The organism is Ruegeria halocynthiae, from assembly GCF_900106805.1.
Classification (GTDB): domain Bacteria; phylum Pseudomonadota; class Alphaproteobacteria; order Rhodobacterales; family Rhodobacteraceae; genus Ruegeria; species Ruegeria halocynthiae.
Genome location: NZ_FNNP01000001.1, coordinates 1518316 through 1534284, shown reverse-complemented (window position 1 = coordinate 1534284; position 15969 = coordinate 1518316). Strand labels below are relative to the sequence as shown.

Genomic DNA, 15969 nt, shown 5'->3' with positions numbered 1-15969 from the left:
ATCGGGTGGCGCCGGTGATCAATCGAACTTGCGGCTGGGCGCCAGCACCATTGCCTCGCCCACCAGCACCTTCTTTCCGTCGACGGCGCAGTGGCAATCAAGCTTAACCCGGCGCTTGGCGAAATCGATATCGATCACCTTAACCTCGGCATAAACCATGTCACCGGGACGCACAGGGGCCAGGAATTTGAGAGATTGACCCATGTAGACGGTTCCGTGTCCGGGCAATTGCTCTCCGATAACGGCCGAGATCAGGCCAGCCGTCAGCATACCGTGCGCAATACGCCCTTCGAATATCGTATCACGGGCATAGTCATCATCCAGATGAACCGGATTGCGGTCGGTCGAGACCTGGGCGAACATCTCGATATCTTCATCGGTCACCACTTTGCGCAAGTGCCGCGACATGCCCATTTCGATGTCTTCGATGCAAATCGTTCCGCGTGGAAGGTTGTCCAACATGCTGCCCTCATCCGAGATCATTGGAGTAACAAAAAATCATCAATCGCTGCTCGTCGGCAACTTTATTACTTCGCAGTCGCAGAAAATCAAGTCTTTTTTATTACCTCAATCGGCCTATCGAAAAGGTAGGATTGATCTGTTCGTGTTCGTTATGGGCCCTTAATGCGTCTTCATCTGGATGGTGCGACGTCTTGGTCTCTGCGGCAGCCAGCCCGCCTGTGATGAACAAGGTATCAATGCCTTCACCCATGCCCCCCGCGATGTCGGTTTGTGGTCCATCGCCAATTGCCAAAATTTCGGAATCCGACGCATCGACTCCAAGTTCTTGTAACCTGCGGCGCGCGAGATCGTAGATTGGCGGGTGCGGTTTGCCAAAATACAAGCTTTCTCCGCCCATTTCAGTATAGAGCTGCGCCAGCGCGCCAGCGCACCATTCGCGCGTTTCACCGCGATCCACAACGATATCGGGATTGGCACATAGCAATTTCAGCCCCTTCTGCTTGGCATACAGAAAGTCCGGCCGGTTCACATCCGGATCCGCCATCGGGTCGAACGGGCCGCAACATACAATGCCCTCGGCCTCGTCCAACGAAACGCATTCAATCCGGATCGGATGATCCAGAAGCTTCAGGGGTTCGAAAAAACCAGCGTCGCGCTGCCATTCCCCCATGAAATAGACCTTTTCGCCAACAGCGCCGCGATACATCGCCGAGCGGGCAGAATCACCGCTTGTGGCGATTGTGTCATAGGCGTCTGAGGGCACGTTGAACTGCGACAGTTGTGTTGCAACACCCGCGCGCGGTTTCGGGGAATTGGTTACAAGAACCACGATGCCCCCCTTTTGGCGATAGGCCTGCAGCGCCGCCACGGCCTCGGGGTACGCCGTGATTCCGTTGTGAACGCACCCCCACAAATCCACGAACAGCGCTTTGTAGCGGTCGGAGATTTCGGCAAGTGTAGAAACGATCTGGGTCATGGCGCGCCTCGTGAAGAATGGAATGCGAGTTGCCAATGCCTATGGCAGAGCCCGGCCGGTTTTGCCAGAGGCGGGCCCCGAGGCTGGGCAGATGAAAACCAACCCGCTCGTTCATCTTGCTAAAATTATTCCAGAGCGCGAGGTAGAGCCTCGCCAAAAAAGAAGAGCGCCCGGATCGAGCGCCCTTTGTGTTCCAAAGTGTTCCAAAATCAAACCTTGAGGTTCGGAATGATCTGCTTCTTTCGACTCATGAGACCCGGCAACACCACAGCATCACCGTCCACGACCGCGCCAAAGCTTTTCTCGGCGACACCTTTGACCAGATCGTTCGGAACCAACAAGGTCGCCTCTTCGTTCAGGATGTCGACCACGAACAGCAATACCTGATCAACGCCATCTTCCTCGGCAACATCGACCATCGAGGCCACGAGGCTGTCCTTGCGGTCCAGCACAATGCCGGGTGCGGTAGTTTCCAGCACCGACACGCGAAACTTGGTGCCGTCAACTTCGTATTCCTTGCTGTCCATGCGGATCAGTTCGGCATCTGAAAAGGACGACACATCCGATTTTGCCGCAAACATATCCGCTGCATATGCGGAGACTTCCAGGCCCAGCTCGGCGGCCAGTTTCTCGGCCACAGTCCGGTCATATGCGGTTGTAGTGGGCGATCGGAACTCCAGCGTGTCCGATAGGATGCAGGTCAGGGCTGCACCTTTGATCGCGTCAGGCATCTTGGCCGCATCGTCACCCATCAGATCGACCATGATGGTAGCCGTACAGGCCAGCGGGCGCACGGTAATATCGATCGGACCTTTGGTTTCAAGCCCACCAACCAGCTTGTGGTGGTCGATGATGGCGCGGATGTTGGCGCTGTTGATATTGGCGGGCAACTCGGCCGGGTTGTTGGTGTCTACGATGACAACAGGCGCACCTTCGGCCACATCCTCGATGATCTGCGGTTTAGGCAGGTCCCAGCGCTCCAACATAAAGGCAGCTTCGGTGTTGGGCTCACCCAGCAACACGGGCTGCGCCTGCTCACCCTTCACTTCGTTCAGATACCATGACCACAGAATCGCAGAACCTGTGGAATCGGTGTCAGGGGATTTGTGGCCAAATACAAGCGTTGTCATGTCTCGTGTCCTGAGGAATATGGATTTGCGCGCCTTATAGGGCGGTCAAACCCGGTTGTCACCCGGAAGGAAAGCTGCTGCGACCCTTGGTCTGACACGCTAGAACTTCGCGCGCTCCAGATTGTACCCAGCCTGCTGCAACTGGTTCAATAGCCCGTAATCATTGCTCAGGTGTCCGGCCCCCACGGCGATAACAACGGTCTGATCTTTCAGTTTCAGAATCTTCTCCATCCATTTCGCATTGCGCTGCACCAAAAGCTGGTCCTCAAAGTTCTGCCATTCGGTATCGAACTCTTCGGGCGTCAGGCCGGATGCCTCAAGCCCCTGTATCTTGGCCAGTTCCATGATCGCGGCGTGCTGCTCGTCGATATAGGCGTTGGCCATGGTGATCATCTGGTCATCTCCGGCCTGCAGCGCACCGGACAGCCGGGTCAGAGAGGCGACCTGCTCCTCCAGCGAGTGGCTGTCAAACAGAGCAATCAGGTCTTCGATCCGCTCCAGCGAATACTGAGGAATGTCGTGTTCTTCTGCCAACTCGGTCAGGCGCGTGTCCATGCCCCGGTCGAAATTGGGTGTTTTCATGAGACAGGGAGGGATGCCCAGCATCATGCTTAAGAACCACGGGCGCATCTTGGCAGCCATCCAGCTTGGAATGCCACGCTCGGCCAGTGTTGCCGACAGCGCGGCCCAGTCTTCTTCCGACATCAGGTCAACCAGCGTGGGGCCAGAGGTGATCAGAACCGGGCTGAAATCATTGGCCAGATCTTTCTCGAACGCGTCCATCTCGTCTTTTATGACTTCGAAATAAAACGCATCGGCCTGACTCAGAACGGGCGCCAAACGGTCGACCACTGGTCCCATCCGTTCATCGTTGGTGTGCAATGTCCCGATCAGGTGCAGGACGGTGCCATCTTTTGTTGCGATCCAGTGGTTGCCTTCCGGAAAGGGAATATTGCTGAGCGTGTCGTCCAACTTGGCCTGAGTTTCGGTCGACAGATCAAGCCTCAGATCGCGCCCCTCACAGGCGGCATGGGCTGTAAGCGGAAGCAACAGGCCGAGAAAAATGCTGAGCAGACGCATGAGATACCTTTTGGAATGGGCGCATATGCCCAAGTCATACCCTTGCCTTCTGATGACGCGCAATCTGCTTTGTTCCAATACGGCGGCTGGCAATCCGTGCGAAACTGCATAGCATGGCCGCATGAAGCGCGAACAAGACCTCTATCCTCCTATAAAAGAACTGTTGGAACGTCAGGGCTATACTGTGAAAGGAGAGGTTGGTGCTGCTGACATTGTGGCGCTGCGCGAGGGGCAGGAGCCAGTGGTCGTCGAGCTCAAGCTGGGTTTCAGTTTGGCGCTGTTCCATCAAGCGATTGCGCGCCTGAGGATGACGGATCAGGTTTATATAGGCGTTTGCAAACCCAAAGGCCGGACGGCACGCCGGGCGCTGAAGGACAATCTGGCGCTGTGCCGTCGTTTGGGGCTGGGCCTGATCACCGTGCGTTCTGATGGCACGGTCGAGGTACAGTGCGATCCTGGCCCTTATGCGCCGCGAAAGGACAAGACCCGCACCAAGCGGTTGCTGCGAGAGTTTGAGAGGTTGCAGGGTGATCCAAACGCAGGCGGGGCTACCCGCCACGGGATCGTAACAGCCTATCGGCAGGATGCGCTCAGATGCGCGGCTCATCTGGCTGAACACGGGGCGACCAAAGGAGCCGATGTTGCGAAAGCCACCGGCGTTACTGCAGCCACCCGTTTGATGTACGACAATCACTACGGTTGGTTTGAGAAAGTGGAAAAGGGCGTCTACGCATTGTCCGTAGCGGGTCAGGAAGGTCTGAAACACTGGGCTTATAGCTGGGAGCTGCCAGACTAGGTGTCTTGCTGCAGCCTGCCCATCGGATGAGAAAAAAACTTTCACATATTATTGACTCGCTTCATACGACTCCCTAGCTATGCGTCGTTATCACTCATGAGATCCGAGTGCTAACGCCTCGCCGTTCGGCGAGGGGAGGATAACAAACTTTGAGCCCAAGGAGCTGCAAAGATGGCATTGAAACCGCTTCATGACCGCGTGCTGGTTCGCCGTACCGAAAGCGACGAAAAAACCGCTGGTGGTCTGATCATTCCCGATAGCGCAAAAGAAAAGCCCAGCGAAGGCGAAGTCGTCGCAACCGGCGAAGGCGCACGCAAAGACAGCGGCGAGTTGATCGCAATGGCTGTAACAGCTGGCGACAAGATCCTGTTCGGCAAATGGTCGGGCACTGAAGTTCAGGTCAACGGCGAAGAGCTGTTGATGATGAAAGAAAGCGACATCATGGGGATCATCGAGTAAGCCGCGCGCTTTCTCTGATCTTCATCTCAATACATTTTCTCAAGGAGAGACAACATGTCTGCAAAGGACGTCAAATTTGACACCGATGCCCGTAACCGCATGCTGGCCGGTGTAAATGTTCTGGCCGATGCTGTTAAAGTGACCCTGGGCCCCAAAGGCCGTAACGTGGTACTGGACAAATCCTTCGGCGCACCGCGCATCACCAAAGACGGTGTTTCGGTTGCCAAGGAAATCGAACTGGAAGACAAGTTCGAAAACATGGGCGCGCAAATGGTGAAAGAAGTCGCCAGCCGCACCAATGACGAAGCTGGCGACGGCACCACCACTGCAACTGTTCTGGCTCAGTCGATCGTCAAAGAAGGTCTGAAGCAGGTTGCTGCTGGCCTGAACCCGATGGACCTGAAGCGCGGCATCGACCTGGCAACTGCCAAGGTTGTTGAAGGCATCAAAGAGATGGCGCGTGAAGTCAAAGACTCGGCAGAAGTCGCTCAGGTTGGCACCATCTCGGCCAACGGCGAAGCCGAAATCGGTCAGCAGATCGCGGACGCGATGCAGAAGGTTGGCAACGAAGGCGTTATCACCGTCGAAGAAAACAAAGGTCTGGAAACCGAGACCGATGTTGTCGAAGGTATGCAGTTCGACCGTGGCTACCTGTCGCCTTACTTCGTCACCAACGCTGACAAGATGATCGCAGATCTCGACGACTGCATGATCCTGCTGCACGAAAAGAAACTGTCCTCGCTGCAGCCGATGGTTCCGCTGCTCGAGCAGGTGATCCAGTCGCAAAAGCCTCTGCTGATCATTGCCGAAGATGTTGAAGGCGAAGCGCTGGCAACTCTGGTTGTCAACAAACTGCGCGGCGGCCTGAAAATTGCTGCTGTCAAAGCACCGGGCTTCGGCGATCGCCGTAAGGCCATGCTGCAGGACATCGCAATCCTGACCGGTGGTCAGGTCATCAGCGAAGATCTGGGCATGAAGCTTGAGTCCGTCACCATGGACATGCTGGGCACCGCCAAGAAAATCGAAATCACCAAAGACGAAACCACCATCGTCGACGGTGCTGGCGAGAAAGCCGAGATCGAAGCGCGTGTTACACAGATCCGTGCTCAGATCGAAGAAACCTCGTCGGACTACGACCGTGAGAAGCTGCAAGAGCGTGTTGCCAAACTGGCAGGCGGTGTTGCTGTTATCCGCGTTGGCGGCATGACCGAAGTTGAAGTGAAAGAGCGTAAGGACCGTGTGGACGATGCTCTGAACGCAACGCGCGCTGCTGTTCAGGAAGGCGTTGTCGTTGGCGGCGGTGTTTCTCTGGTTCAGGCCGGTAAAGCACTGGATACTCTGAAAGGCGCAAACGCTGATCAGGATGCGGGCATCAACATCGTGCGCAAGGCAATTGAATCGCCCCTGCGCCAGATTGCTGAAAACGCAGGCGTCGACGGCGCGGTTGTTGCAGGCAAAGTTCGCGAAAGCGACGAAGCAGCGTTCGGCTTCAACGCACAGACCGAAGAATATGGCGACATGTTCTCGTTCGGTGTGATCGACCCTGCCAAAGTTGTTCGTACAGCTCTGGAAGATGCGGCATCGGTTGCTGGCCTGCTGGTCACCACCGAAGCAATGGTTGCCGACAAGCCCGCCAAAGAAGGCGCGGCACCTGGTGGCGGCATGCCCGACATGGGCGGCATGGGCGGCATGATGTAAGCTGCTTAAGCTTTAGAGCTTTAAGACGGGGTCGCCTTCGGGCGGCCCCGTTTCTGTTGGAGTGCCCGCTATGTGGCTGGGTGAGTTTCCATTGAAAAAGAAGAGCAGACTTTGCACCCGAACGTGAGTGTGCAATCCCTATCTAATCCGCTAGGTGTTTGATATGCGACTGTTTCTTTTGACCGCTCTGACCATGTGTGCCTTTGCGGCGAATTCGATCCTGAATCGGCTGGCTATCGATAGCGGTGCCAGTGATCCTGCGGGATTTGCGATCATTCGGGTATTGTCAGGTGCGTTGGTTTTGGTTGCTCTGGTTTTGTTACGGGGTGGCTCGGTCCCTGTGTTCAGTCGTCGACGCGTCGCTGGCGCTGGATCCTTGTCACTCTACATGGTGGGGTTTTCGGTTGCGTATCTAACACTCGATGCAGGGCTCGGGGCGTTGATCCTGTTTGGTGTCGTGCAGATTTCTATGTTTGCGATTGGAGCGGTGTCGGGTTCCGCGCCCACGTTGCGGCAGGTTTCAGGGGCCGGTATCGCGCTGGGGGGCTTGGCGTTTGTTCTTTGGCCCACCGAGGCACTGCACATTGATCCAACCGGTGTCAGCCTGATGACGGCTGCCGGGATCGGATGGGCAATCTATTCCATCGTAGGACGATCTGAACCCGATGCTTTGTCGGGAACGGCTGCAAATTTCATAGTTGCATTGCCCGTTACGGGATTGTCCCTGTTCGTGTTTGGCATCGATTGGCAGATGTCTTTGTTTGGCTATGCACTGGCTGCACTATCTGGGGGTGTGACGTCCGGTTTGGGCTATGCGCTATGGTACCGTGTCGTGCCGCAGCTTTCACCAGCCATCGCTGCGATCGTGCAGCTCAGCGTGCCGGTCATTGCCATTGCGGCAGGGGTTTTACTTCTGGCTGAGGTCGCAAGCCTGCGGTTGCTGCTGGGCGCAGGCTTTGTTCTGGGCGGTATTGCATTGGCCGTGATGCGCCGAAGCCGTGGCTAGGGGTTTTCTCGGCTTCAGTTAGGTCTTATTTGGCGGGTATGAAGTTTCTTGCAGCCCTCTTTCTGTGCCTCGCGCCTGCAATGGTCCACGCAAAATGCGTTGTCCTGCTTCACGGTCTTGCGCGTACTGAGGCCTCGTTCACCGTCATGGAGCAGCTCTTTCATGCTCACGACTATACCGTGGTGCGGCCCGGTTACCCCTCGACCGACTTGCCAATACCGGAACTTGCCGACCAAACACTGCCCAATGCCTTTGCAGCTTGCGGCGACGATACAGTGAACGTCGTGGCCCATTCGATGGGCGGTATTTTGCTACGGTATTGGTTGCAGGATAACGACCCTGATAATTTGGGGCGCGTCGTGATGCTTGGCCCCCCAAATCAGGGCAGTCAACTGGTGGACGAGCTTGGGGCCTGGGAAGTATTCGGCTTATTGAACGGCCCAGCCGGGCTGGCGTTGGGTACGGGCCCCGAGGGTATTCCCCGCCGCTTGCCGCCCGTGGATTTTGATCTTGGAGTAGTCGCGGGCGAAAACTCGTTGAACCCGTTATTCTCGTCTCTGATCGATGGGCCGGATGATGGAAAGGTATCGATTGAGAGCACCAAGGTTGACGGCATGTCGGATCACATCGTCCTGCCGGTGACGCATACGTTTATGATGAACAACCCACGTGTCATGGCGCAGACCCTGCATTTCATCGAGTTTGGGCAATTCGACCCCCAGATAACCTGGCTGGATGGCGTGACGGATATCATCGACCAGATATGCCTAGGAGAAGACTGCTCGGAACCCGACTCGGAGCCTACGCGATGATCCCTTTGGAACTCACCATGACTGGGGCAGAGGTGCTGCTGCCGGGCCAGGGGCTTTCGCGTACTGAGCTGTTCATCGCGGATGGTGTCGTGCAATCCGACAGGGCAGGGCGGCAGGTCGATCTGTCAGGTTACCTTGTCCTGCCGGGTATCATTGATTTGCATGGTGACGGGTTTGAACGCCATATCGCACCGCGCCGCGGCGCTATGAAACAGATGGCAGAGGGTATCCTGTCGGTCGAGGCTGAACTGGCCGCGAATGGTATTACCACCGCCGTTCTGGCACAGTTCCATAGTTGGGAGGGCGGCGTACGCGGGCCCGAGTTTGCCGGGCAGGTTTTTGATGCCATCGTCTCGGTCCGGGATGACGTGGTGACCGATCTGATCCCGCAACTGCGCTTTGAAACCCATATGCTGGACGATTATGAGGGGCTGGCTGCGCGTATCGCCGGCTGGCAGGTTCCTTATGTGGTCCTGAACGATCACCTGCCGCATGATCGGTTGGCGCAAGGGCGTAAACCGCCGCGCTTGACAGGGCAGGCGTTGAAGGCCGGACGCAACCCCGACGCCCATTTCGAGTTGCTGCAATCCATGCACGCACGCCGGGCCGAAGTACCAGCCGCGCTGGATACGCTTTGCGCCGATCTGGTGAATCGCGGTATCCGACTGGGCAGCCACGATGATTCTACTGCTCAGACACGGGCAGAGTGGCGCGAACGCGGTGTGATGATCTCGGAATTCCCTGAATCACTCGAAGCAGCCGAGGCTGCAAAAGCGGCCGGGGATCATATTATTCTCGGTTCGCCCAATGTCGTGCGAGGCGGTTCGCACAAGGGCAATGCCAGCGCTGTGGATCTAATAGCCATGGGGTTATGCGATGCGTTGGCATCGGATTATCACTACCCGAGCCCGCGCCGCGCCGCGCTGATGCTAGCAAAATCCGGCCTGCTGGATCTTGCAAGGGCATGGGAGATGGTCTCCTCCGGTCCTGCGCGGGTCTTGGGTCTCGAGGATCGCGGAATACTGCACCCCGGAAAACGCGCTGATCTGGCGATACTGGACGCCAAAACATACCGGGTTGCGGCTACCTTGTCGGGTGGGCGCGTCAGCTATATGTCTGGTGATATCGCAATGCGATTTCTAAGTTGATCCCAGCTTCATCTGGCTAAAAATACCTCCGCCGGAGGCATCGCGTGTCAGCGCGATTATCCCTTGCGCACGATCCGGTTGAAATGCCCCATCTTGCGGCCAGCCTTGACCTCGGCCTTGCCGTAGAGATGCAGTGCCACATCCCGTTCGCGCGCCAGCTCAGGCACGCGATCCATGTCATATCCGATCAGGTTTTCCATCACGACGTCCGAGTGCCGCTGACCGTCGCCCAGAGACCATCCAGCCACCGCGCGAATGTGTTGCTCGAACTGATCCACGGCGCAGCCATTCTGCGTCCAGTGACCCGAGTTATGAACGCGCGGTGCGATTTCGTTCACTATTAAACCTTGTGGTGTCACGAACAGCTCGACTCCCATGACGCCGACATAATCCAGCGCGTTCAGGATGTTTGCTGCCAGAAGCACCGCATCCGTTCGCTGGGCAGGAGACAAGCGCGCAGGGATCGTAGTCGTATGCAGGATGCCATCGCGATGCACGTTCTCGCCGGGATCGAAACAGGCAACCTGACCATCCAGACCCCGTGCTGCGATGACCGAGACCTCATGGCTGAAATCCACAAACCCTTCCAGAATGGAAGGAGCACCAGCCATATCGGCCAAGGCTGTCTCGGCGTCTCCGGGCGAGCGCAGGCGGGCTTGCCCCTTTCCGTCATAACCAAAGCGGCGGGTTTTCAGGATTGCAGGTGTCCCGATCTCGTCAATTGCGCTATGCAGGCTTTCCAGATTGGTGATGTCGGCAAAGGGTGCGGTTTGAAGGCCCAATCCCTGAAGGAAAGCTTTTTCTGTCAACCGGTCTTGGCTAACTCGCAACGCCTCGCGACCGGGGCGTATAGGGCAGTGCACTTCAAGCAGATCCAGCGCCTGCGTGGGGATGTTTTCGAACTCATAGGTGATCACGTTCACCGAATCCGCAAAGGTCTTCAGCGCATTCTCATCGTCGTAAGCAGCGGTGGTGACGTGATCTGCCACCTGTCCGGCCGGCGGGTTGGCACCGGGCTCAAAGATATGGGTCTTGAACCCAAGCCGCGCTGCCGCGACCGAAAGCATCCGGCCCAATTGACCTCCGCCCAGTATCCCGATCGTAGCACCAGGGGTGAGCATTTCTGCCATCTTTAGGCCTCCAATCGTTTGCCAATTGCGGTCAGGGCGGTGCGTAACGCATCATGTGCGCCCTCGGACTGCAAAGTATCTGTCATCTGAAGACTTAACGTGCCCTCGGTCGCAAGCGCGTCCCGCTCTTTAGCCAGCTGACCCGTCTTGTTTTTTTCAATCGTTGCCAGAAAACCTGACATCAGTTGGGCCACATAGAATTCAGCCCCGTCTTTATCGCCTGTCCGATCGGCCAGCCATTCGGCACCGGTCGCCATCAGGTCCAGAAGACCCGGAACCATGGCGCAGATGGCAAAATGGGCGCTCAATGCGGCCTCGTCTGCTACTTTCACCACGGGGTTTTCGGGCTCAAACAGCTCTGCCAACAGGCGAGCGTTGCCAAAGGCTGCCAGAGGGCAGCCTCCGGTCTGCAGAAAACCCAGCGGGATGGTTTGCACAAAATCCGAGGCAGGTGCGCAGAGCGTGGAAAGCTGGGCCTCGGACACTGCAGCCATCACCGAAACGATTTGCTGGTCTGCGCGAAAGGCAAGTGGTGTCAGAACGTCCGCTGCGATTTGAGGACGCAGGCAGAGGAATATGATTTCCGAGGCATCAATCACCTCCTGCGAAGTGCCGATACTCACACCAAGCTCGTCCTGAAGGGCCGAGGACACCTGCGCATTGCGCTCGGTGACATAGACCTCATGCCCTTTCGAAGCAATCAACCGCGCGATTGGGGCTGCGATGTGACCTGTGCCGATCAAACCGATGCGGCTCATCCTTGCGGCTCTTCGGGAATCGAAGCCGAAAGGGCCTCACGCCAGGCATCCAAGCGATCCGCCAGCGCTGCGTCCTGCAACGACAGAATGCCTGCGGCCATCAGCCCGGCATTTGCGCCACCGGCTGAGCCGATTGCCATAGTCGCAACCGGAAACCCTTTGGGCATCTGCACGATGGAATAGAGCGAATCCACGCCCGACAATGCGCGCGTCTGTACCGGGACGCCAATCACTGGCACCCGAGTTTTCGAGGCCATCATACCGGGCAAATGTGCCGCCCCGCCTGCACCTGCGATAATAACCTGCAGGCCACGTGAAACAGCGGTTTTACCGTAATCCCAAAGGCGATCAGGCGTGCGGTGGGCCGAGACGATGCGCGCCTCATAGGCGATACCCAATTCATCCAGAATATCGGCGGCTTCTTTCATGGTGGGCCAGTCCGACTGGCTGCCCATGATAATCCCTACTTTCACATCGCTCATAGCTACTGCGCCCCTGCCTTCGGAAAGAGCGCGCACTATAGCCAAATCCGCTTATGTGGCAATGCGGTACACGCGCCTCAGGCGATGATATCCGGGGTCAGACGGTCCTCGATCAGACGGATGATGTCTTTCAGCCGCAATTTCTGCTTTTTTAGCCGCTTGATAGTCAATTGATCCGCCGTACCCTTCGCCTGTAACGCCTCAATCGCTTCGTCCAGATCGCGGTGCTGGCGACGAAAAACCTCCAACTCCACCCGTAGGACTTCATCGGTTTTCATCGAAAGGTCGGTAGGCGCATTCATGGGCGACTCAGTGTTTCAAGTGGTGCTTTCCACACAAGATAGTGTGTCAGGCTTTATCCGGCCAGACCTTGTGGACATCCCTGTATCTTCCCATATTCTATTACACGCGGTTGCCGATAGCGGGGCCGCAGAATACGTCGCTTTGACAATGAAGGACGAATATACGTGTCGAAACTTACCTTGGGCTCATACCCGCATCTTTTGGGGTTCGAGCAATTGGAACGCCTTCTGGAGCGGTCTGCAAAGGCCGGAAATGAAGGGTACCCGCCCTACAATATCGAACAGACCTCGGATTTTTCCTATCGGATCACCTTGGCCGTGGCCGGATTCGCGGAAGAGGATCTGTCGATCACCATCGAGGATCGCCAACTGGTGATCCGGGGCCGTCAACGCGACGACAGCGAGGGGCGCATTTTCCTGCACCGCGGCATCGCGGCGCGCCAGTTCCAGCGCATGTTTGTGCTGGCCGATGGCGTCGAGGTGGGCGAGGCGATCATGGAGAACGGTCTGCTGCATGTGGACCTGACCCGCGCTGTGCCTGAAACCGTTGTGCAAACGATCAATATAAAAAAGGGGTAAGAGCAATGAACACACCGATTGAAATCAACACCGAAGGTAACCGGATCGTTTATGTCAAAGCCGTTGATGTGGCTGATTTGCCGCGCGACGTGCGCGAACAGGCTGGTGATCTGAATCAGCTTTATGCCGTCCACGATTCTGACGGGCAGCAACTGGCTTTGGTGGCCGACCGCAAGATGGCTTTTATTCTGGCGCGTGAGCACGACCTGTCTCCGGTGGCCGTTCACTGAAACGGCTCGGCACCTCTGCTGAAACAACGTGACAATTGCCGCCGCTGCGGTGATCTTGCTGCAGAATGCTAAGCGGGAGGGTGTTGCATGGGCTGGTATGATTTCGAATGGGTAGACGCCTTCAGCGATCGGGCCTTCGGTGGCAACGGCTGCGCGGTTGTGCATGGCGGGGCAGGGCTGCCGGACGAGGTCTGCATGTCCTATGTACGCGAGACCTCACTTGTTGAATGCACGTTCACCGGGCCGTCAGATTTGGCCGATATTCGGGTTCGGTACTTTCTCGCCAGCCGAGAAATCCCCTTCGCCGGGCATCCAACGATTGCAACGGTTGCAGCGATGCAGGCGCGGGGCCTGATCAATGGCGACGCGCTGACCCTTGAAACTGGCGCCGGGATCGTATCGATCCGTCTGGATGGGGGTGACATCGAGATGACACAGGTTGCCCCACAGTTTGGTGCGCTTGTGCAGCCTGCACTGGTGGCCGCTGCTGTAGGATTGCACGAATCCGCGATTATCTCTCCGCCTCAGATGGTCTCGACCGGGCTGCCGTTCTGCATCACCGTACTTCGTGATCATGAGGCTCTGCGTGCGGCGAATCTGGTCGAAGGCCCGTTGCGCGAGGTTGCTGCAAAAGCAGGGTTTACCGGTAGCGATATGGCCGAACCGTTTCTGGTAACACTGAAAGGTGCAACCGGTCTGGGCGACACCTTCTCGCGCCTGTTGCTGGCGCCACCCAGCCCGCCCGAAGATCCGTTCACCGGCTCAGCGACCGGGGCGATGGCAGCCTATATATGGAAGTATGGATTGATTAAGAAGGACTCGTTCATTGCCGAACAGGGGCACGATATGGGCCGTCCGGGGCAGGCACGGGTCACTCGTGTGGGGCTCGCCGAAGCCATGACCGGGATCAAGGTCGCTGGTCGCGGCTATGTTCTGATGCGGGGCCAGGTCGCGCTGACGGACTGAAACACGCAATATAATGAATCAAAAAAGGCCCGCGGTTCGCCGAGGGCCTTTTACATGTCTGGCGACTGATCGCGATTAAGACGCGGCAATCAATCCCATGCTTTCCAATTTCAGCAGAACCTGATGGGCGCAGTGATCGACCTCGACATTCTCGGTCTCGACGCTCAGTTCCGGGCTATCAGGCACATCATAGGGGTCGGAAATCCCTGTGAATTCTTTGATTTTGCCCTCACGCGCCAGTTTGTACAGCCCCTTGCGGTCGCGGCGTTCGCATTCTTCGATCGTGGTCGCGACATGCACTTCGCAGAAGGCACCGAATTGCTCGATTTCTTCTCGAACGGCACGGCGCGTTGTGGCGTAAGGCGCAATCGGCGCGCAGATTGCGATACCGCCGTTTTTGGTGATTTCGCTGGCCACATAACCGATGCGACGGATGTTCAGGTCGCGGTGCTCTTTCGAGAATCCCAACTCTGAGGACAGGTTCTTACGCACGATATCCCCGTCAAGCAAGGTGACGGGACGATCCCCGGTTTCCATCAGCTTTACCATCAAAGCATTGGCAATGGTCGATTTCCCGGAGCCCGAGAAACCTGTGAAAAACACTGTGAAACCCTGTTGAGACCGTGGTGGGAAGCGGTTGCGCAGCTCTTTCACCACTTCGGAGAACGAAAACCATTCCGGGATCTCCAGCCCCTCACGCAGACGGCGACGCAATTCAGTGCCCGAGATGTTCAGGATGGTGACGTTATCCTTGTCCAGAATCTCATCATTCGGTTCATATTGGGCGCGCTCTTGCACATAGACCATATGTTTGAAATCGACCATCTCGATGCCGATCTCGTCCTGATACTTGCGGAACAGGTCTTGTGCATCATAGGGGCCATAAAAATCTTCACCGGCCGAGTTTTTTCCCGGACCCGCATGATCACGACCAACAATGAAATGGGTGCAGCCATGGTTGGCGCGGATCAACCCATGCCAGACGGCCTCGCGCGGGCCGGCCATGCGCATGGCCAAATTCAGCAGGGACATCGAGGTGGTCGAGGCCGGGTACTTGTCCAGCACCGCCTCATAGCAGCGCACGCGGGTAAAATGATCCACATCGCCGGGTTTGGTCATGCCCACAACCGGATGGATCAGCAGGTTGGCTTGTGCCTCTTTCGCGGCGCGGAAGGTCAGTTCCTGATGCGCGCGGTGCAGAGGGTTGCGGGTCTGGAACGCGACGATCCGGCGCCATCCCAGTTTGCGAAAATAGGCGCGCAATTCATTCGGCGTGTCACGGCGCGCTTTGAAATCATAGTGAACGGGCTGCTGGATACCGGTGACTGGGCCACCCAGATAAACCTTGCCCGCCACGTTATGCAGGTAGTTCACAGCTGGATGAGCATCGTCGTCGGCGCCAAATACCTTTTCAGCCTCGCGTGCCTTATCAGGTGTCCAACGGTCGGTCACGGTCATGGTGCCCAGAATGACGCCTTCCTGATCGCGCAGAGCAATATCCTGCCCCAATTCGATCGTTGCGGCAAAATCCTCATCGACATCCAGAGTGATCGGCATGGGCCACAGCGTCCCATCGGCGAGACGCATGTTTTCCACCACATTGTCGTAGTCGGCCTCGCTCAGGAATCCTTTGAGGGGATTGAAGCCACCGTTCATCAGCAGATCCAGATCGCAGATCTGGCGGGGCTTGAGATCCCAGCTGGTCAGATCTGCTGCTTCGACCTTCAGCTTCTGTGCAGATTCGTAAGAAACATATAGTTCAGGGATCGGGGCCAGATTGCTTAACATCGTCATCAGAAATCTCTTGTCACAGTGTTGTTTGCTTTGGTTTCATCGGCGTTGGCGAGGCATTTGCCCCGACCTGTGTATGAAGTCCATAGACTGTCAGAAACAAAGGATGATATGCGCGGTTTTTTCCCGAAATGGAACGATTTTCCGGGTTTTGTTTCACCCTG

General features: G+C 56.8%; 18 protein-coding genes. 9 read left to right on the top strand and 9 right to left on the bottom strand.

Annotation, left to right across the window (positions count from 1 at the left end; genetic code table 11):
• Positions 1-18: 18 nt before the first annotated feature.
• The 4 genes from BLU89_RS07740 to BLU89_RS07725 all read right to left on the bottom strand — a co-directional run bounded on the left by BLU89_RS07740 (position 19) and on the right by BLU89_RS07725 (position 3648).
• Positions 19-462: a MaoC family dehydratase gene (locus BLU89_RS07740; RefSeq protein WP_074736482.1), complete on the bottom strand. Its 444-nt coding sequence runs from the start codon at positions 460-462 to the stop codon at positions 19-21.
• A 100-nt stretch (positions 463-562) separates the two neighbouring features.
• Positions 563-1438, bottom strand: coding sequence for a TIGR01459 family HAD-type hydrolase (locus tag BLU89_RS07735; protein WP_074735795.1), 876 nt, complete (start codon positions 1436-1438; stop codon positions 563-565).
• Positions 1439-1647: 209 nt separating this feature from the next.
• Entirely contained in the window at positions 1648-2568 is a 921-nt protein-coding gene (locus BLU89_RS07730) for a manganese-dependent inorganic pyrophosphatase (protein ID WP_074735794.1), read from the bottom strand.
• Positions 2569-2667: 99 nt separating this feature from the next.
• The gene (locus BLU89_RS07725) at positions 2668-3648 is read right to left on the bottom strand and encodes a TraB/GumN family protein (protein ID WP_074735793.1); all 981 of its coding nucleotides are present in this window, start codon (positions 3646-3648) and stop codon (positions 2668-2670) included.
• Positions 3649-3769: 121 nt separating this feature from the next.
• Here BLU89_RS07725 and BLU89_RS07720 point away from each other — a divergent pair, with 121 nt between their 5' ends.
• From BLU89_RS07720 to BLU89_RS07695, 6 genes are all read left to right on the top strand, one after another.
• Positions 3770-4444 (top strand): DUF2161 domain-containing phosphodiesterase, encoded by a 675-nt coding sequence (locus tag BLU89_RS07720; RefSeq protein WP_074735792.1) that lies wholly within the window; start codon positions 3770-3772, stop codon positions 4442-4444.
• 171 nt (positions 4445-4615) lie between these two features.
• Positions 4616-4903 (top strand): co-chaperone GroES, encoded by a 288-nt coding sequence (locus BLU89_RS07715; RefSeq protein WP_074735790.1) that lies wholly within the window; start codon positions 4616-4618, stop codon positions 4901-4903.
• A 54-nt stretch (positions 4904-4957) separates the two neighbouring features.
• Complete coding sequence (groL, locus tag BLU89_RS07710) at positions 4958-6601, top strand: chaperonin GroEL (protein WP_074735783.1); 1644 nt, start codon at positions 4958-4960, stop codon at positions 6599-6601.
• A 163-nt stretch (positions 6602-6764) separates the two neighbouring features.
• Complete coding sequence (locus BLU89_RS07705) at positions 6765-7607, top strand: DMT family transporter (protein WP_074735781.1); 843 nt, start codon at positions 6765-6767, stop codon at positions 7605-7607.
• Between the two features lie 38 nt (positions 7608-7645).
• On the top strand, positions 7646-8419 hold the full coding sequence (locus tag BLU89_RS07700) for an esterase/lipase family protein (RefSeq protein WP_074735779.1): 774 nt from the start codon (positions 7646-7648) through the stop codon (positions 8417-8419).
• A complete protein-coding gene (locus tag BLU89_RS07695; RefSeq protein ID WP_074735777.1) occupies positions 8416-9567 on the top strand; it encodes an alpha-D-ribose 1-methylphosphonate 5-triphosphate diphosphatase in 1152 nt (383 codons plus the stop codon). The genes BLU89_RS07700 and BLU89_RS07695 overlap by 4 nt, the downstream gene beginning before the upstream one ends.
• A gap of 56 nt (positions 9568-9623) precedes the next feature.
• Here the strand turns inward: BLU89_RS07695 and BLU89_RS07690 are convergent, their stop codons facing one another.
• The 4 genes from BLU89_RS07690 to BLU89_RS07675 all read right to left on the bottom strand — a co-directional run bounded on the left by BLU89_RS07690 (position 9624) and on the right by BLU89_RS07675 (position 12239).
• Positions 9624-10697: a 5-(carboxyamino)imidazole ribonucleotide synthase gene (locus BLU89_RS07690; protein ID WP_074735776.1), complete on the bottom strand. Its 1074-nt coding sequence runs from the start codon at positions 10695-10697 to the stop codon at positions 9624-9626.
• Between the two features lie 2 nt (positions 10698-10699).
• Entirely contained in the window at positions 10700-11455 is a 756-nt protein-coding gene (locus BLU89_RS07685; protein WP_074735774.1) for an NAD(P)-binding domain-containing protein, read from the bottom strand.
• Positions 11452-11937: a 5-(carboxyamino)imidazole ribonucleotide mutase gene (purE, locus tag BLU89_RS07680; protein WP_074735772.1), complete on the bottom strand. Its 486-nt coding sequence runs from the start codon at positions 11935-11937 to the stop codon at positions 11452-11454. Before purE ends, BLU89_RS07685 begins: the two co-directional genes overlap by 4 nt.
• 77 nt (positions 11938-12014) lie before the next feature.
• On the bottom strand, positions 12015-12239 hold the full coding sequence (locus BLU89_RS07675; RefSeq protein WP_074735770.1) for a YdcH family protein: 225 nt from the start codon (positions 12237-12239) through the stop codon (positions 12015-12017).
• Positions 12240-12404: 165 nt separating this feature from the next.
• Here BLU89_RS07675 and BLU89_RS07670 point away from each other — a divergent pair, with 165 nt between their 5' ends.
• The 3 genes from BLU89_RS07670 to BLU89_RS07660 all read left to right on the top strand — a co-directional run bounded on the left by BLU89_RS07670 (position 12405) and on the right by BLU89_RS07660 (position 14014).
• The gene (locus BLU89_RS07670; RefSeq protein ID WP_010441788.1) at positions 12405-12818 is read left to right on the top strand and encodes an Hsp20 family protein; all 414 of its coding nucleotides are present in this window, start codon (positions 12405-12407) and stop codon (positions 12816-12818) included.
• Between the two features lie 5 nt (positions 12819-12823).
• Positions 12824-13048, top strand: a complete 225-nt coding sequence (locus tag BLU89_RS07665; protein WP_074735768.1) for a DUF1150 family protein — start codon at positions 12824-12826, stop codon at positions 13046-13048.
• 87 nt (positions 13049-13135) lie between these two features.
• Positions 13136-14014 (top strand): PhzF family phenazine biosynthesis protein, encoded by an 879-nt coding sequence (locus BLU89_RS07660; protein WP_074735766.1) that lies wholly within the window; start codon positions 13136-13138, stop codon positions 14012-14014.
• A gap of 75 nt (positions 14015-14089) precedes the next feature.
• Here BLU89_RS07660 and BLU89_RS07655 read toward each other — a convergent pair whose 3' ends face one another.
• A complete protein-coding gene (locus BLU89_RS07655) occupies positions 14090-15808 on the bottom strand; it encodes a bifunctional sulfate adenylyltransferase/adenylylsulfate kinase (protein ID WP_074735764.1) in 1719 nt (572 codons plus the stop codon).
• Between the last annotated feature and the right edge of the window lie 161 nt (positions 15809-15969).

Bases quoted from the DNA above. Each gene is read 5' to 3' on its own strand.
- BLU89_RS07740 (WP_074736482.1), bottom strand. From the start codon at position 462: ATGTTGGACAACCTTCCACGCGGAACGATTTGCATCGAAGACATCGAA.
- BLU89_RS07735 (WP_074735795.1), bottom strand. From the start codon at position 1,438: ATGACCCAGATCGTTTCTACACTTGCCGAAATCTCCGACCGCTACAAA.
- BLU89_RS07730 (WP_074735794.1), bottom strand. From the start codon at position 2,568: ATGACAACGCTTGTATTTGGCCACAAATCCCCTGACACCGATTCCACA.
- BLU89_RS07725 (WP_074735793.1), bottom strand. From the start codon at position 3,648: ATGCGTCTGCTCAGCATTTTTCTCGGCCTGTTGCTTCCGCTTACAGCC.
- BLU89_RS07720 (WP_074735792.1), top strand. From the start codon at position 3,770: ATGAAGCGCGAACAAGACCTCTATCCTCCTATAAAAGAACTGTTGGAA.
- BLU89_RS07715 (WP_074735790.1), top strand. From the start codon at position 4,616: ATGGCATTGAAACCGCTTCATGACCGCGTGCTGGTTCGCCGTACCGAA.
- groL (WP_074735783.1), top strand. From the start codon at position 4,958: ATGTCTGCAAAGGACGTCAAATTTGACACCGATGCCCGTAACCGCATG.
- BLU89_RS07705 (WP_074735781.1), top strand. From the start codon at position 6,765: ATGCGACTGTTTCTTTTGACCGCTCTGACCATGTGTGCCTTTGCGGCG.
- BLU89_RS07700 (WP_074735779.1), top strand. From the start codon at position 7,646: ATGAAGTTTCTTGCAGCCCTCTTTCTGTGCCTCGCGCCTGCAATGGTC.
- BLU89_RS07695 (WP_074735777.1), top strand. From the start codon at position 8,416: ATGATCCCTTTGGAACTCACCATGACTGGGGCAGAGGTGCTGCTGCCG.
- BLU89_RS07690 (WP_074735776.1), bottom strand. From the start codon at position 10,697: ATGGCAGAAATGCTCACCCCTGGTGCTACGATCGGGATACTGGGCGGA.
- BLU89_RS07685 (WP_074735774.1), bottom strand. From the start codon at position 11,455: ATGAGCCGCATCGGTTTGATCGGCACAGGTCACATCGCAGCCCCAATC.
- purE (WP_074735772.1), bottom strand. From the start codon at position 11,937: ATGAGCGATGTGAAAGTAGGGATTATCATGGGCAGCCAGTCGGACTGG.
- BLU89_RS07675 (WP_074735770.1), bottom strand. From the start codon at position 12,239: ATGAATGCGCCTACCGACCTTTCGATGAAAACCGATGAAGTCCTACGG.
- BLU89_RS07665 (WP_074735768.1), top strand. From the start codon at position 12,824: ATGAACACACCGATTGAAATCAACACCGAAGGTAACCGGATCGTTTAT.
- BLU89_RS07660 (WP_074735766.1), top strand. From the start codon at position 13,136: ATGGGCTGGTATGATTTCGAATGGGTAGACGCCTTCAGCGATCGGGCC.
- BLU89_RS07655 (WP_074735764.1), bottom strand. From the start codon at position 15,808: ATGACGATGTTAAGCAATCTGGCCCCGATCCCTGAACTATATGTTTCT.